Annotated in this window: 15 protein-coding genes; 7 read left to right on the top strand and 8 right to left on the bottom strand. The window is 62.1% G+C overall.

Annotated elements, in window-relative coordinates:
* Window positions 1-102 precede the first annotated feature (102 nt).
* A complete protein-coding gene (locus F6X42_RS19530; protein WP_187635788.1) occupies window positions 103-1,056 on the bottom strand; it encodes a LysR family transcriptional regulator in 954 nt (317 codons plus the stop codon).
* A 175-nt stretch (window positions 1,057-1,231) separates the two neighbouring features.
* On the opposite strand from F6X42_RS19530, the gene F6X42_RS19525 reads away from it, so the two are divergent.
* From F6X42_RS19525 to F6X42_RS19515, 3 genes are all read left to right on the top strand, one after another.
* Entirely contained in the window at window positions 1,232-2,164 is a 933-nt protein-coding gene (locus F6X42_RS19525; RefSeq protein WP_187635787.1) for a dihydrodipicolinate synthase family protein, read from the top strand.
* A 107-nt stretch (window positions 2,165-2,271) separates the two neighbouring features.
* On the top strand, window positions 2,272-3,561 hold the full coding sequence (locus F6X42_RS19520; RefSeq protein WP_187635786.1) for an NAD(P)/FAD-dependent oxidoreductase: 1,290 nt from the start codon (window positions 2,272-2,274) through the stop codon (window positions 3,559-3,561).
* Between the two features lie 105 nt (window positions 3,562-3,666).
* Window positions 3,667-4,377, top strand: coding sequence for a TetR/AcrR family transcriptional regulator (locus tag F6X42_RS19515; protein ID WP_187635785.1), 711 nt, complete (start codon window positions 3,667-3,669; stop codon window positions 4,375-4,377).
* A gap of 98 nt (window positions 4,378-4,475) precedes the next feature.
* On the opposite strand, the gene F6X42_RS19510 is transcribed toward F6X42_RS19515, so the two are convergent.
* The 4 genes from F6X42_RS19510 to aroQ form a co-directional block, all read right to left on the bottom strand.
* On the bottom strand, window positions 4,476-6,071 hold the full coding sequence (locus F6X42_RS19510) for a glycoside hydrolase family 28 protein (RefSeq protein ID WP_187635784.1): 1,596 nt from the start codon (window positions 6,069-6,071) through the stop codon (window positions 4,476-4,478).
* A gap of 281 nt (window positions 6,072-6,352) precedes the next feature.
* On the bottom strand, window positions 6,353-7,720 hold the full coding sequence (locus tag F6X42_RS19505) for an MFS transporter (protein ID WP_187635783.1): 1,368 nt from the start codon (window positions 7,718-7,720) through the stop codon (window positions 6,353-6,355).
* Window positions 7,721-7,770: 50 nt separating this feature from the next.
* Window positions 7,771-8,721 carry a shikimate dehydrogenase gene (locus F6X42_RS19500; RefSeq protein WP_187635782.1) on the bottom strand — a complete coding sequence of 317 codons (951 nt, stop codon included), beginning with the start codon at window positions 8,719-8,721 and terminating at the stop codon, window positions 7,771-7,773.
* Complete coding sequence (aroQ, locus tag F6X42_RS19495) at window positions 8,718-9,173, bottom strand: type II 3-dehydroquinate dehydratase (protein ID WP_187635781.1); 456 nt, start codon at window positions 9,171-9,173, stop codon at window positions 8,718-8,720. Before aroQ ends, F6X42_RS19500 begins: the two co-directional genes overlap by 4 nt.
* Before the next feature lie 317 nt (window positions 9,174-9,490).
* Between aroQ and F6X42_RS19490 the strand changes: the two genes are divergently transcribed.
* The 4 genes from F6X42_RS19490 to F6X42_RS19475 all read left to right on the top strand — a co-directional run bounded on the left by F6X42_RS19490 (window position 9,491) and on the right by F6X42_RS19475 (window position 12,978).
* On the top strand, window positions 9,491-11,383 hold the full coding sequence (locus tag F6X42_RS19490; protein ID WP_187635780.1) for a bifunctional sugar phosphate isomerase/epimerase/4-hydroxyphenylpyruvate dioxygenase family protein: 1,893 nt from the start codon (window positions 9,491-9,493) through the stop codon (window positions 11,381-11,383).
* 232 nt (window positions 11,384-11,615) lie between these two features.
* Window positions 11,616-11,948 carry a hypothetical protein gene (locus F6X42_RS19485; protein WP_187635779.1) on the top strand — a complete coding sequence of 111 codons (333 nt, stop codon included), beginning with the start codon at window positions 11,616-11,618 and terminating at the stop codon, window positions 11,946-11,948.
* A gap of 153 nt (window positions 11,949-12,101) precedes the next feature.
* Window positions 12,102-12,356, top strand: a complete 255-nt coding sequence (locus tag F6X42_RS19480; protein ID WP_187635778.1) for a hypothetical protein — start codon at window positions 12,102-12,104, stop codon at window positions 12,354-12,356.
* A gap of 334 nt (window positions 12,357-12,690) precedes the next feature.
* On the top strand, window positions 12,691-12,978 hold the full coding sequence (locus tag F6X42_RS19475) for a hypothetical protein (RefSeq protein WP_187635777.1): 288 nt from the start codon (window positions 12,691-12,693) through the stop codon (window positions 12,976-12,978).
* A 17-nt stretch (window positions 12,979-12,995) separates the two neighbouring features.
* Here the strand turns inward: F6X42_RS19475 and F6X42_RS19470 are convergent, their stop codons facing one another.
* From F6X42_RS19470 to F6X42_RS19460, 3 genes are read right to left on the bottom strand one after another with little or no spacing between them, the layout of a single operon-like run.
* Window positions 12,996-13,406 carry a hypothetical protein gene (locus tag F6X42_RS19470; protein ID WP_246530145.1) on the bottom strand — a complete coding sequence of 137 codons (411 nt, stop codon included), beginning with the start codon at window positions 13,404-13,406 and terminating at the stop codon, window positions 12,996-12,998.
* Window positions 13,393-13,968: a lysozyme gene (locus tag F6X42_RS19465; protein ID WP_187635776.1), complete on the bottom strand. Its 576-nt coding sequence runs from the start codon at window positions 13,966-13,968 to the stop codon at window positions 13,393-13,395. The genes F6X42_RS19470 and F6X42_RS19465 overlap by 14 nt, the downstream gene beginning before the upstream one ends.
* Window positions 13,968-14,384, bottom strand: a complete 417-nt coding sequence (locus F6X42_RS19460) for a hypothetical protein (protein ID WP_187635775.1) — start codon at window positions 14,382-14,384, stop codon at window positions 13,968-13,970. The genes F6X42_RS19465 and F6X42_RS19460 overlap by 1 nt, the downstream gene beginning before the upstream one ends.
* Between the last annotated feature and the right edge of the window lie 141 nt (window positions 14,385-14,525).

The raw sequence follows: 14,525 nt of genomic DNA, 5'->3' as shown, positions 1-14,525 counted from the left end.
GGTTTTGCCGTTTCTGGCGGGCACTGCCGGAATCTAGTCGCTTTTTTGCTGGGTTTCTTACCGGCAACCGCGCGGACGGCTCGACAACCGTTCGGGCCGTGCCTAAGCTCGCGCTTTCGGTTGTGCTCGTTGTGTCTGCGCGCGCAGCAGCGCGATCAACCGTTCCGCCGGCGGCGACAGCACGCCGCCCTTGCGCGTGACGATGCCGAAAGTCTGCGATGGCGATTTGAGCCTGACCGGCACGATGCGCAGCATCTTGTGCCGCACGAACGGCCCCGCAATCGCGCTCGGCAGCAGCGAAACGAGTTCGGCGCTGCTTTGCAGCATGGCGACGGTCACGAAAGTGGACGCCGTCGAAATCGGATTGTCGGGCATGTCGAGGCCGGCGAGATCCAACTCGCGTTCGAGCAGCGCGTGCAGCGGCATGTGCGACGGATACATGACCCAGCGATGCCCGGCGAGATCGTGCAGCGTCATCTCGCGGCGCGGCAACGGCGCATGCTGATAACCGACCACCACCGCCAATGGCTCGTCGCCGAGCGGACGATACTGATACTTCGACGGGTCGGCCGCGACCGCCGCGCGGCCCACCACCAGATCGAGCCGGCCGTCGTCGAGTTGCGCGAGCATCCGCGCGCTGGTGTCCTCGACCACCTCGATCGACAGATCAGGTTGCGCCACATGCAATTGATTCAGCGCGGGCACCACGCAATTGGGAATGGCGCCCATGATCGCACCGAGCGCGAGCCGCCCGCCGCGCCCGGAACGTATTTCGGCGACGTCCTGGCAGAGCGCGGTGAGATCCGTCGTCACGACGCGCGCATAGCGAATCACGCAATGGCCGAGCTGGTTGGGGATCATGCCGCTTTTCGAGCGTTCGAAAAGCGGCGCGTCGAGCATCGATTCGAGCTCCTGCAGCGCCTTGCTCGCGGCCGATTGCGTCATGGCCATCACGCCTGCCGCTTTGTGCAGCGATTTGTGATCGTCGAGCGCGATCAGCAGATGCAGCTGCTTCATGCGCAGCTTCGACAGCAGGACGTTGAGCGTGTCTTTCATCGGTCGGGTGAGTCGCAAAAGCGATCACGATATGGAAACAATTCAATATACCCGCGAGGCCTCGCGCCGTATAGTCAGCAACGGAGACAAGCATCGAATTGCGCCGCTCATCCGCTTATTCGCTCGTTTGCGAGCCCACGCGCAACCCTTCCATTCCAGCACGGACCACATCGCCATGAGCCAACCGTCACATTCCCCCGCCCTGCGCGGCGTCTTCCCCGTCGTGCCGACCATCTTCGACGACGCGGGCCGCCTCGACCTCGAAGGCCAGAAGCGCTGCCTCGATTTCATGATCGACGCCGGCTCGAACGGCCTGTGCGTTCTCGCGAACTTCGCCGAGCAGTTCGCGCTGTCCGACGACGAGCGCAACACACTGATCCATGTCGCGCTCGAACACGTCGCGGGCCGCGTGCCGGTGATCGTCACGACCACGCATTTCAGCTCGTACCAGTGCGCGGAGCGCAGCCGCGCCGCGCAGGCCGCGGGCGCCGCGATGGTGATGGTCATGCCGCCGTATCACGGCGCGACGATCCGCATCGGCGAGCGCGGCATCTACGAGTTCTATCGTACGGTGTCCGATGCCATCCAGATTCCGATCATGATCCAGGATGCGCCGGTCAGCGGCACGCCGTTGTGCGCGCCGTTCCTTGCCCGCATGGCGCGCGAGATCGACAACGTGTCGTACTTCAAGATTGAAACGCCGCAGGCCGCTAACAAGCTGCGCGAGCTGATCGAACTGGGCGGCGACGCGATCGTCGGTCCGTGGGACGGCGAGGAAGCGATCACGCTGATGGCCGATCTCGATGCGGGCGCGACCGGCTCGATGACAGGCGGCGGGTACGCCGACGGCATCCGCCTGATCGTCGATACCTATGCGGCCGGCGATACCGAAGCCGCCGCCGCGCACTATCAGCAGTGGCTGCCGCTGATCAACTACGAGAATCGCCAGGGCGGCCTCGCATCGTGCAAGGTGCTGATGAAGGAAGGCGGCGTGATCCGTTCGGACGCGGTGCGTCATCCACTGCCGCAGATGCACCCGGCGACGCGCGAAGGGCTGTTGAAGATCGCGCGTCGGCTGGACCCGCTCGTGTTGCGCTGGGGTCGATAATGCACACTGAAGCGCAGCGGGGCGCCTGCCGACGGGCGGACTGACGCGGGCTGGACGGCGGCATACGATTGCCGCTACGCTAGGGTCTGTTTACAAGCCCGCGCCCCATGCAAAGTTTCTACGAAGCCACCGCCACCCGTTCGTCCGCTTACGCGCCGCTCCCCGGCCGACGCAGCGCGCACGTCTGCATCATCGGCGGAGGACTCGCGGGACTCTCCACCGCGTTGGGACTCGCGGAGCGCGGCGTGAAAGACGTCGTCGTGCTCGAAGCGCAGCAGGTCGGCTTCGGCGCATCGGGACGCAACGGCGGCTTCGTGTTCGGCGGCTACAGCCTCGATTGCGCCGACCTGCTGAAGACGCTCGGTCCGACTCGCGCGCGCGAACTCTACGCGTTGACCACCGACGCGGTCGAACTGATGCGCAAACGCATTGCGCGCTACCGGATCGATTGCGACGCGACAGATGCCGGCGTGATCCTCGCGAACTGGTTCGACGAACCCGCGCGTCTCGAAGCGCAACGGCGTCTGATGCGCGATTCGTTCGGCATCGACTGGGAACCGATCGCTGCCGGCGAACTCGCCGCGCAACTGAAAACGAGTCGCTATCACGGCGGCCTGTTCGAGCGCAACGCGTTCCATTTTCATCCGCTGAGGTACGTTGTCGGCATCGCTGCGGCGGCCGCGCAAGCGGGCGTGACGATCCACGAGCGCTCCCCGGTCGTGAGCTTGCGGCGCGACGGCGCGGGCTTCGTCGTCGAGACGCCGCAAGGTGCGCTCGATGCGCGCCACGTCGTGATGGCGGGCGGTGGCTATGCGCGCAACGTGTACGCGCGCGTCGAGCGCGCGGTGCTGCCGATCGCCACCTACGTGATGGCGACCGAGCCGCTCGGCGAACGCTTGCACGACGCGCTTGCGACGCGCGCCGCGATCTACGACACCCGCTTCGCGTTCGACTACTACCGCCCGCTCCCCGACACGCGCATCCTTTGGGGCGGCCGCATCTCGGTGCGCGACCGCGAGCCCGCAGCTATCGCGCGACTGCTGCGACAAGATCTGCTGAAGGTCTATCCGCAGCTACGCGACGTGCGCATCGAGCATGCATGGGGCGGCCTGATGAGCTATGCGCGGCACAAGATGCCGCAGATCGGCCGCAGCCCGGATGGCGTCTGGTACGCGATCGGTTTCGGCGGACACGGCATGGCCCCGACTACGGTGTCGGGCGAACTGCTGGCCGCGGCCATCGCCGGTGAACGCCCGCTGCCCGACGCGTTCGCGACCTTCGGCCTCACGCGCACGTACGGCGCGCTCGGTCTGGCCGCCGCGCAACTCACGTACACCGCGATGCAAACACGCGACGCGCTCGCCGCGCGCCGCCGTCCCACACGCCCGGTCGCGTAAGCGTCACGCAAGCTCCGTCGAAATGCCTCCGCCGATGCCCGAGACCCGCGCCAGACGCCCATTTCGCCATGCTAGAATGCGCCGTCACTGCCGCTCGAAATCACAATGAAAAAGGGAAGCAAGGCCGCCGAGCCTGATACCAACGGCGTCGTGTCCAACGCGCCGCGCGCCGAAGGCCGACGTGTCGACGCCCGCCGCAAATACGATCCCGAGCAGACGAAGCGCAATATCCTCGACGTCGCGACGCAGGAATTCTCCGCGATGGGACTGACGGGCGCACGCGTCGATGCAATCGCGGAACGCACGAACACCACCAAGCGCATGCTGTACTACTACTTCGGCAGCAAGGAAGGGTTGTACCAGGCGGTGCTCGAAAAGGTGTATGGAGACATTCGCGCACTCGAACAGGACCTGCACATCAGCGAACTCGATCCGATCGAGGGCATGCGCGCGCTGGTCGAATTCACGTTCGACTACCACGATCGCCAGCGCGACTTCGTGCGCCTCGTGACGATCGAAAATATTCATGGCGCGAAGTACGTCGAGCAGGTGAAGACGTTCAAAGGCCGCAACGTCACCGTGATTCACACGATCGAGGATCTGCTCGCGCGCGGCATCGCGGCCGGCCAGTTCCGCAGCGACATCGATCCGATCGATCTGCATCTGATGATCAGCTCGCTGTGCTTTCATCGCGTGGGCAACCGGCATACCTTCGGCACCGCGTTTGGGCGCGATCCGTCACATCCGCGGCTGCGGGCGCGGCATCGGGCGATGATCGTCGATGCGATCTTGCGGTTCGTGAAGAAGGACGATTGAGGCGGTTGCGTAGCGCCCGACTGAAAAGGAAACGGGCTGCGGTGAAAGCCACATCCCGTTTTTTTTATCGCTTCCAGAAACGAAGCGCGTTCAACAATTTACTGTCCCGGCAAACCGGTGACGGCCGTCGACGTGGTCGCCAACGTCGGCACGAGGTTTGCCCCCGCGGCGTTCTTGATCGTGCTGTTGGTAAAGGTCCAGTTGCCCGCATTGGCGATCGAACCGGCGCCCACGGAGGTGCCCGACGATTTGACGGCCGTGATGTTCACGTTGTTGAACGTGAAATTGGTAAACCGGCCCTTTTCCGCTTCACCCGCGATCGTATAACCCGCGACGCCGAACACCGCGCTCTCGACGTGCTTCATCGTGATGTTCTCGAACCTGAAGTTGCGGAAGATCGGATAGCCGTCCGACGCGTTGGCCGGCATCACGAGAATCGACGGCCAGTACGGCGGTTCCACATACGTCGTGCCGAACGTGGCCGGCACCGTGCCGCCGGCCGGCCAGTTTTCGTTGCCTTGCATGAAGTAGTACGCGTCGTCGACGTTGATGTCGTGGATATAGACGTTTTCCATCACGCCGCCGCGCGTCGGCGCGGATTTGAACACGAACACGCTGTAGACAGCCGGCCCGCCCGTCTTGTAGCCGACGTTGCTGTTGATCTGCGCGGTCAGCGGCGAGACCTGAATGTTCGACACCTCGATATTGTTCGCGCCGCCCGACGTTTCGCTGCCGATCGTAAACGCAGTCGCGCCGGCGCGCACCGTCGAGTTGCGGATCACGACGTTCGCTGTCGGCTTGTTCACGCGCAGCCCGTCGCCGTCACGGCCCGACTTGATCACGAAGCCATCGTCGTTCGCGACAATGTCCGCGTTCTCGACCAGAATGTTCGTCGAAGAGTCCATGTCGATGCCGTCGGTACTCGGCATGATGCCGGTCGCGGCGGTCGGGAAGTTGTAGACGTGGACGCCGTCGAGATGCAGTTGGTCCGAGTAGCACAGGTGGATGGTCCAGAACGGCGAATTCTGCACGGTCACGTCCTTGATCGTTACGTTCGTCGACTTGTACGTTTCGATACCGCGCGGCCGCTGCTCGTCCCAGTTCAGCGCCCATGTGATACGCAGCGACGAATGGAACGTCGTGCCATCGGCGTAATAGTGCGACCACCACGATTGCCCGTTGCCGTCGATCACTCCCTTGCCGGTGATCGTCACGTTGTCGGCGTCGCGAACGTTGATGATCGCGGATGCCCAGTTCATCTCGATGCCCTGCACGCGGGTCGGCACCTGCGGATACAGCGAAAGACCATCGGGATAGAAACCGTTCGTCGCGCCGGACGCGATGGTGGTTTCGATATTCCACCAGCTCTGCGCCTGGATGGCCTTCAGCGTCACGCCTTCATCGATCTGCAACGTCGTGTTCGAACCGACGAACAGCGCGCCGGTCATGAACGTGCCCTGCGGAAATACGACCGTCCCCTTCGCGGCACTCGCGGCATTCAGTGCTTTCTGGATCGCGGCGGTGTCGTCCGTCGAACCGTCGCCTTTGGCGCCGAACTCCGCGACGCTGAACGTCGTCTTGACGCTCGGTGAAGACGCCGGCGTCGCGGGCGCGGCCGTCGCGTCCGAATCACTGTTCGATATCCCACCACCGCCGCAGCCCGCCACCGTCATGCATGCCAGTGCAATCGCCAACCATCCCGTCCTCATGTCCCCTCCCACGGTTTGAAGATACGACTCGGAATTTATGTTGTAGGCATTCTCTTCATTGATGGGATGTCATACAAGATGGTTTATCCTGCGCTCCAGAAAGTCTTTCTGGGTCGCGCAGATGTGATAAGACATCGTATAACGTGGGATGCGACGACCCGGTCACCAAACGCAAAAAATCCCCGGTTGCCGCCGCACTGCGACGACAACCGGGGATTCGAATGGAACAGCGACCGTCAGATGAAACCAAGGCTCAGCAGGAAGACTTAATCCTCCAGTACGATCCGCTTGATATCGCCGACGATGAAGATGTACGACAGCGCACCGATCAACGCGACGACGCCGATAAATACCAGCGCACCCACGAACGAACCGGTGGCCGCGACGACCAGGCCCACCACGAGCGGCGTCACGATACCGGCCAGATTCGCGGCGAAGTTGAAGATGCCGCCGGTCACGCCAAGCAAGCCCTCGGGCGCGATATCCGACACGAGCGTCCAGCCGAGCGCGGCCATCCCCTGCGCGAAGAACGCCACCGACAGAATCGCGATCACCACGACGTTGCTCTCGACATAGTTGGCCAGAATGATCGTCGACGCGAGCAGCAGACCCGCGATGATCGGCAGCTTGCGCGCGACGTTCGGCGATTTGCCACGACGCAGCAGCCAGTCGGACAACACGCCGCCGAACATCACGCCGATCGACGCCGCAATGAACGGCATGATCGCGAAGAAGCCGATCTTCAGCCACGCCATATGACGCTCGGTGGCGAGATACGTCGGGAACCACGTGAGGAAGAACACCAGCGTCGAATTGCCCGCGAACTGGCCGAGGCAGATGCCGGTCAGCTGACGATGCTTGAGCAGCCGACCAATCGTGCGCCATTCGAAGCCAGGCTTCTTCGACGCGGCTGAATCGACCGTAGCCGCGACATCCTTGTTGCGATGCGTAAGACCGCCGCCTGCCTCGATATAGTCGAGCTCTTCCTGATTCGCCGACGGATGATCGCGCGGCTCGCGATACAGCAGCCACCACACCACGCCAAACGCGATACCGACGCCGCCGACCACGAGGAACAGCGAGCGCCAGCCGAACGCGCCCATCAGCATGAACAGAAACGGGCTGAAAAACGCGAGACCGATATATTCGCCGACCGTGTAGGTGCCGGTCGCCATCGCGCGTTCGCTTTGCGGGAACCAGGTGGCGACCACGCGGCTATTGGTCGGAAAGCACGGCGCCTCGGAAACGCCCAGCCCCAGACGGAAAGCGAACAGGCCGCCGATGCCCTGCACGAGTCCCTGCGCGAGCGTGCACAGCGACCAGAACGTCATCGACAGGAAGTACGTGAGCTTGCTGCCGAACCGGTCGAGAAACAGGCCGCCCGGAATCTGCGAGGCCACGTAGCTCCACGAAAACACCGAGAACAGCAGGCCCATCAGCGCGGCGTTGATGCCGAGTTCCTTGGTCAACTGCGGTGCCGCGATGCCGAGCACGGTGCGGTCGAGATAGTTGATCATCGTGCCGACCGCGAGCAGCGCGAGGATCTGATAACGGGCTTTCGAACGGCGCGCGGGGCTCGCCGTCCTGTTCTGTGCGGGTGAGCCCGCGGAACTGGATTGGAATGGTTGCGTCATGTCGTGCTTGTCTCCTCGATCAGCTTGGGTGCCGGTCTTTACGCGGCCGGTTAGCGTTGCAACAGCGATTGAAAGTGGGCGTAGACGCGCTCGGCGTCCGGCTCGAGGCCCGTGAAAATGCGCATGGCATCGACCGCCTGGTAGACCGCCATGCCGCCGCCGCTCAGCGTGCGGCAGCCGAGCGCCTCGGCCGCCTGCAACAGCGCCGTGCGGATCGGGAAATAAACGATGTCGGCAACCCACAGGTCGCGGTGCAGCAATTCGGCCGGCAGCGGCAGGCCCGGCATTTTGGCCATGCCGGTCGGCGTCGCGTGAATCAGCCCTTGCGCGGCCGCGAGCGACTGTTCGAGCGACGTGCCCGCGCTGACCTTGGCTTTAGGGAAACGCGCCTGCAACTCGTCGGCCAGCGACCGCGCACGCGCGGCATCGACGTCGAACAGCGTCAGAGATAGCGCGCCAAGGTTCAGCGCCGCGTGCGCGACCGCCGCGCCCGCACCGCCGGCGCCGAGTTGCACGACGCGCTCCAGCGACACGTCAGGCAGGCCGCGCTGGAATGCGCGCGCGAAGCCGGACCAGTCGGTGTTGTGACCGATGCGCTTGCCGTGCTGGAACAGCACGGTGTTGACCGCGCCGAGCGCGCGGGCGTCGTCGGACAGTTCGTCGAGCAGCGGGATCACCGCCTGCTTGCACGGATACGTGATGTTCAGGCCGTTGTAGCCCATCCGTTCGGCTGCCGTCAGCAGTTCCGGCAGCGCGGCGGTATCGAGCTGTAGCGCATCGAGATCGATACGTCGATACACATAGTGCAGACCGAGCTTGCTGCCCTCTTCCTCGTGCATTGCGGGCGTGAGCGAACCGCTAATGCCGGAGCCGATCAGGCCGACCAGAAAGGAGTGGGGCGTCGCCCGCGAGCAGGCCTGCGCATTGGCCAACGCGGCAATCTGCGCGTCGCTCCGGGTATTTCCCCGAGGGTTCGCTTGAGTGTTCGCTTGAGTGTTCATTTCGCCGCCCTATTCTTAAGAATCGTCGCCATCCGTTCCAGCGCGAGCACATAGCCCTGCGTGCCGCAGCCGATGATGACCGCGTCCGCGACAGCCGACACGTACGAGTGATGCCGGAACGCTTCGCGCCGATGCACGTTCGAGATATGCACCTCGATGACGGGCTTCTCGATCGCGGTCAGCGCGTCGGCGATCGCGACCGACGTATGCGTGTACGCGGCCGGATTGATCACGACGCCGTCGACCTTGGTGCGTGCCGCGTGGAGCCAGTCGATCAGCTGATGCTCGGCGTTCGACTGACAAAAGTCGACCGCGAGGTCGAGGCGCTCGCCCGCGTCGCGGCACAGCTTCGCGACGTCGTCGAGCGTTTCCGCGCCATAGATGGCCGGCTCGCGCGTGCCGAGCAGGTTGAGGTTCGGTCCGTTCAGGACCAGTACGGAGGCAAAGCTCATGACAACGACTCCCGCAGAATAAGGCGCGACTCGAACCGCGGCACCCGCGGCGGTTCGTCGACGCATGGCGAAGTGTGCGCGCATCGGCCGTCGCCGTCATTCGGGGTTTCTACGAATTTGTACCATCTAGTTAGTTTGTATAGACTGTCGAAACTCCCGACTAGCGTGGGGGATTCCGGCCTGCGTCTTGCTGCGGTGCGTAACGAAGTGGCTCATTTTGCGCATCGCAGCAAGTCCGGCAGGCAGCGCCCGCAGGCGCGCCGCAGTGGTTTGCCTGTTCCTTTTCCCTCGTTTGTCTGTTTCCGCAGGAGCCGTTCATGCAACGTTCGATTGCCACCGTGTCGATTAGCGGCACCCTCGTCGAGAAGCTGAGCGCGATCCGCGCGGCGGGCTTCGAAGGTGTCGAAATCTTCGAGAACGATCTGCTGTACTTCGACGGCTCGCCCGCCGACGTGCGCCGCATCGCCGACGACCTCGGCCTGAAGATCATGCTGTTCCAGCCGTTTCGCGATTTCGACGGCGTCAGTCCCGAGCGGCTCCAGCGCAATCTCGACCGCGCAAAGCGCAAGTTCGACGTGATGCACGAGCTCGGCACGGACCGCATCCTCGTGTGCAGCAACGTGTCGCCGGACACCATCTGCGACGACTCGCTGATGATCGACCAGCTCGGCGCGCTGGCCCGCGCGGCCGAGGCGGCCGGCGTGATCGCCGGTTATGAGGCGCTGGCGTGGGGCACGCACGTGAAGACCTACCGCCACGCGTGGAAGCTTGTCGATGCAGTCAACCATCCGAGCCTCGGGCTCGTGCTCGACAGCTTTCATACGCTATCGCTGAACGACACGCCGGACGCTATCGTCGACATTCCCGGCGAGCGCATCGCGTTCGTGCAGATCGCGGACGCGCCGAAGCTCGCGATGGACGTGCTCGAGTGGAGCCGCCACTACCGCTGCTTCCCCGGCCAGGGCGACTTCGATCTGGCGAACTTCACCGCGCAGGTCGTCAAAGCTGGCTACAAGGGTCCGCTTTCGCTGGAAATCTTCAACGATGGCTTTCGGGCCGCCCCCACCACGAGCACGGCCGCGGATGGCCATCGCTCGCTGCTGTTCCTGGAAGAGCAAACCCGCGCGCTGCTGGAAGAGCAACAGCAGCCGCAGAAGACGACGAGCGACCTGTACCGCTCGCCCGCGGCGCCCGCGCACGTCGGCTATCAGTTCCTCGAATTCGCGGTCGATCACACGACGCGCACGCAGCTCGCCGACTGGCTCGGCAAGCTGCGCTTTCGCCAGGCCGGCCAGCATCGCTCGAAGGACGTGACGCTGTATCGGCACGGCGCGGCATCGATCGTGCTGAACGCCGAGCCCGATTCATTCGCGAACGCGTTTTTCCAGCAGCACGGTTTGTCGCTGTGCGCATCGGCGTTTCGTGTCGATGACGCGAGCCAGGCATTCGAGCGCGCGGCCGGCTTCGGCTACGCGCCGTTCTCCGGCCAGATCGGGCCGAACGAGCGCGTGTTGCCGGCCGTGCAGGCACCGGACGGCAGCCTCGACTATTTCGTCGACGAAACACCGGATCAACCCACGCTATTCGAAGCCGATTTCGTGCTCACCGACGTCAACGGGCCGAGCGAGGTCGGACCGCTCGAGCGCATCGATCACGTGTGCCTGTCGGTGCCGGCGAATGCGCTCGATACGTGGGTGCTCTTTCTGCGCACGGCGCTCGGCTTCCTGGCCGAGCCGGGTGTGCTTGTGCCCGATCCTTACGGCCTCGTGCGCAGCCGCGCGCTGCGCAGCCCCGACGGCTCGGTGCGGATCGCGCTGAACGCGTCGGTGGACCGCCATACGGCGGTCGCCGAGGCGCTGCATACGTACCACGGCTCGGGCCTGAACCACGTCGCCTTCAGCACCGGCGACATCTTCAGCGCGATCCCTGAGTTCGTCGCCGATGGCGTGCCGCTCCTGCGCATTCCGCGCAATTACTACGACGACCTCGCCGCCCGCTACGCGCTGTCCGACACGCTGCTCGAAGCGATGCGCGCGAACCATATCCTGTACGACCGCGACGAACGCGGCGGCGAGTTTTTCCACGCTTATACCGAGCAACTTGACCAGCGCTTCTTCCTCGAGATCGTCGAGCGGCGCGGCGGCTATGACGGCTATGGCGCGGCCAATGCGGCGGTGCGGCTCGCGGCGCAGGCGCAGCGGCGCAAGTAACGGCGAGGCGCCGGAGGCACGACGGCGGCGCCTTCACTGGAAGTCGCCGCGTCGATACTGACTTCGTCTTTTCAGGCACGCGATCTGCGTCTCCGATCGAGGCAGGTTCGCCGTCTCGATATAATGACGCCTGTTATGCGGTCCAGCCCGCGCGTTTGCCTTGCATCATGCGCGCCGCAATGCGGTGCAATGCGGCGCATGGGCCCTAAGCCGAATCAACGCCAGGAGACATATGAAGAAGTTCGCTGCAGTCCTGTCCCTTTCGCTACTGCTCAGCGCGTGCGCGTATTTCCAGAAGGACCCCGATTCCGGCGAGCCCGTCACGGACACGGCGACCCAGCGTTCCGTCGACGACGTGGTCGCCTGTCTGACGCAAATGGCCAATCATCACAACGCCGCCTTCAAGTCGACCGGGATCCCGCAAGGTCAGATGCTCGACTTCGGCGACTCGAACATCGTCAAGGTACGCAGCGACAACGGCGCGACAACTTACCGTTTCTATGCGGGCAAGCGTCATGTAAGCAACCTGTGGATCGAATCGGCAGGCAAAACCTGCGCGCCATAAGGCTTTGTGGCGCATACAGGCGAAGTTCCGGGCGCCGGAATCTGATCCATTGAAACGTTCATGTCACGGTGTTACAGGACAATGGAGTCTTAAGAATCGTTTAAGACTTCGTCCGCATGATCCCCGGACACGTCCCCGCACAAGGTGCGCTCCATGAACCAGCCCGAACCGAATACCAACGAAACACCGGCCAGACGGCCCACTATCCTGCGCCGTCTCCTGAGCCATCATGAACTCGCGACGCTGCTGCTGTTGCTGCACGCGCCGATCGATGCATCCGCAAAACCCGAAATTCCGCAGCTTTACGAAGCGGGTCTCGTCGAGACCGTTTCGAACGATGCCGGCACGTCGCATATCCGTCTGACGTCCGAGGGTAATGCGGTGTTGCGGGGGCTTGGGGTGAAGTAACGACTTCAATCGCGACTCGGTCATCTGAGGCCGCGTCAACGCTTTGCGTTGATGCGGCCTTTTCTTTTCGGTTGAGGCGCAGGCATTCGAGCGTGGCCAATGTTTTTTGGCGGTGCTTCAGACTGATGCGCTTCTGCAAACAGTTTCGTAGATTATCCGAGGCACCTTTAAGAACGCTCCGATTGTGCGGCACAGACGTACAGGCAATAGTCATCGCTCCGCCACCTCAGGGACTTTTGGAGCAAAGAGCAATGACTGTAAGCTGCCGTCAGTTCCCGCCAACGCTGCCAATTCCAGGAAGTGATATGCGAGCTGATGGGCGAGTACAGGTGCGATGACGCACGCCCGTTTGTTTCGACGGTGCGTCAATGCGCTCGGGATCTGGCTCGCATTGGGCACTGCTCTCGCATGGGGTACCCAACGATTATCGTTCGAGATACCGTTATGGTTCGCCGATTTCGTTCGGTGGCTATTACGTTATTTATATCCCGATTGGATGCCCGATGCCTACGATGTCGAAGCTTGGAGCAACTTTGTGCTGATCGTTTCAGCATTTATCGTCGCTGCCGCGATCGTGGCGCCGGTAAGCGTCATCGGGTCGCGCACGAAGCGATTCGCCTGAATCCCGGATTTCACACTCTACCAATTTGCCATATCAAGCAAATCCTTTAAAAACTGATTTTGTGCTTTGCGAAGATTGTAGATGCACTCCTGTTGCAAAGCTGGAAACATCGATCCATCGTGCTCCGTTTCCCACTTTGCGCCGGCGTTACGTGGCAATTCGCAGTACCTCACGGATGCATCTTGCGTTGCCATGTACTGGTCCAGCAATTTCGCATGCACGTTGCCGTTCGGCATGGTCGCACGCAACTCGTTATAGATAATTTTGTTCTGGGCCATCAGGTCTTTCTGTAACTCGGAATAGCATACAGCGTCACCGTAACCGCCCCCCAAATGCTGTAGGCAATCGGGGGTCGACTTAGCGACCGCAAGACTAAAAAATAACACGCCTGAGATCAGAATAAGTACCCAATTCCTAATGCGATGCATCGTAGACTCCTGAGACAAATAAACGGGCTTCGGCAATCCGACGATTCTTAACGCCCCGATTTGTTCCCACCCGATACGTCAGTATGAAACCATGCATATCGTCATAATGACCTGTATTAACTTTTCTAATAATTTCGCTGGCGCCGTCCCCGGAGCCACAGTTATATACGATACTCACAAGCGCATCGTATTCGAACTGAAACAACGGAACCTTCACGCCAGCATTTAGACGTCTTTCTACCTCGGTAACGTTCCGCCGTCTGAACGCACGCGCGCGTTCCAGGCTGATTACCTGCCCAACCTCGATGCGGTCGGCAGGGACAATGCGATGCCCACATCCGACAGTAGGAATTCCAACATTGTCCCGATAGGCCTTCAAGATGAACCCCTCTGTTACCTGATGACCTCTGTACACGCCATTTAATGCCCCTGACTCCCATACAGCAGTAAAAGACAACCCGTCCGGGCTAACATGCCATGGCTTGCCGATCCTGTCCGACTGAAGAATTACAAGTGAATTCGGATTTGTGTCTGTTAGTGCTGCTCCCAGTGCATCAGACATTACGCCTCCCTGTGACCAATAAAAAGGTGAATGGATCGCGCGCCCTCTGTCTGGTAGCGCTTGGTGCGCCCCTGCAAATCGGTAATGCCGTGAACAAGTGCGCCCGATGGAAGTCGGGCAGTGTAATACGTATCAGGGAGCGCGTTACCTCCTGTATCCGTTAGCGTGAACCGCTGGTCGAAACAATTCCGCGGGCGTTCGCGACAATCGCACGCCCATGCGGTGCCCAGGGCTTCGGCCATCCGGTAACCGGTTGGATACGACTTCAGCCTATCGAACGGAAACCATTCGCCGGTTTCCGCGTTCAGCGCCATTGCGGACGGCATTGGCGGGAAATTTGAGTAGACTGAATAAGTGATACGGCAAAGCAGGCATTCTTCCTTACCCTCGGCACCGTCCTGTTTATGTTGTTCCATTAGACCTCTTCTGATTTCCGGAGAACGCCCATCGAATAAACCATTTAAACGGGTCACGGTCAACGACTTTAATTCGAGATAAAACCGTTTTGCTGATAGTCCTCGCCGATCTGGATCATGAGTTCCAGCAGGTTCCGCTGG

It is taken from the genome of Paraburkholderia podalyriae (genome assembly GCF_014397785.1).
Classification (GTDB): Bacteria; Pseudomonadota; Gammaproteobacteria; order Burkholderiales; family Burkholderiaceae; genus Paraburkholderia; species Paraburkholderia podalyriae.
The sequence above is the reverse complement of the archived record's forward strand: the minus strand, read 5'-3'. Positions and strand labels throughout refer to the sequence as shown.

Excerpts from the sequence above, each read along its gene's own strand:
- F6X42_RS19530 (WP_187635788.1), bottom strand. The coding sequence starts at position 1,056 with ATGAAAGACACGCTCAACGTCCTGCTGTCGAAGCTGCGCATGAAGCAG.
- F6X42_RS19525 (WP_187635787.1), top strand. The coding sequence starts at position 1,232 with ATGAGCCAACCGTCACATTCCCCCGCCCTGCGCGGCGTCTTCCCCGTC.
- F6X42_RS19520 (WP_187635786.1), top strand. The coding sequence starts at position 2,272 with ATGCAAAGTTTCTACGAAGCCACCGCCACCCGTTCGTCCGCTTACGCG.
- F6X42_RS19515 (WP_187635785.1), top strand. The coding sequence starts at position 3,667 with ATGAAAAAGGGAAGCAAGGCCGCCGAGCCTGATACCAACGGCGTCGTG.
- F6X42_RS19505 (WP_187635783.1), bottom strand. The coding sequence starts at position 7,720 with ATGACGCAACCATTCCAATCCAGTTCCGCGGGCTCACCCGCACAGAAC.
- F6X42_RS19500 (WP_187635782.1), bottom strand. The coding sequence starts at position 8,721 with ATGAACACTCAAGCGAACACTCAAGCGAACCCTCGGGGAAATACCCGG.
- aroQ (WP_187635781.1), bottom strand. The coding sequence starts at position 9,173 with ATGAGCTTTGCCTCCGTACTGGTCCTGAACGGACCGAACCTCAACCTG.
- F6X42_RS19490 (WP_187635780.1), top strand. The coding sequence starts at position 9,491 with ATGCAACGTTCGATTGCCACCGTGTCGATTAGCGGCACCCTCGTCGAG.
- F6X42_RS19485 (WP_187635779.1), top strand. The coding sequence starts at position 11,616 with ATGAAGAAGTTCGCTGCAGTCCTGTCCCTTTCGCTACTGCTCAGCGCG.
- F6X42_RS19480 (WP_187635778.1), top strand. The coding sequence starts at position 12,102 with ATGAACCAGCCCGAACCGAATACCAACGAAACACCGGCCAGACGGCCC.
- F6X42_RS19475 (WP_187635777.1), top strand. The coding sequence starts at position 12,691 with ATGACGCACGCCCGTTTGTTTCGACGGTGCGTCAATGCGCTCGGGATC.
- F6X42_RS19470 (WP_246530145.1), bottom strand. The coding sequence starts at position 13,406 with ATGCATCGCATTAGGAATTGGGTACTTATTCTGATCTCAGGCGTGTTA.
- F6X42_RS19465 (WP_187635776.1), bottom strand. The coding sequence starts at position 13,968 with ATGTCTGATGCACTGGGAGCAGCACTAACAGACACAAATCCGAATTCA.
- F6X42_RS19460 (WP_187635775.1), bottom strand. The coding sequence starts at position 14,384 with ATGGAACAACATAAACAGGACGGTGCCGAGGGTAAGGAAGAATGCCTG.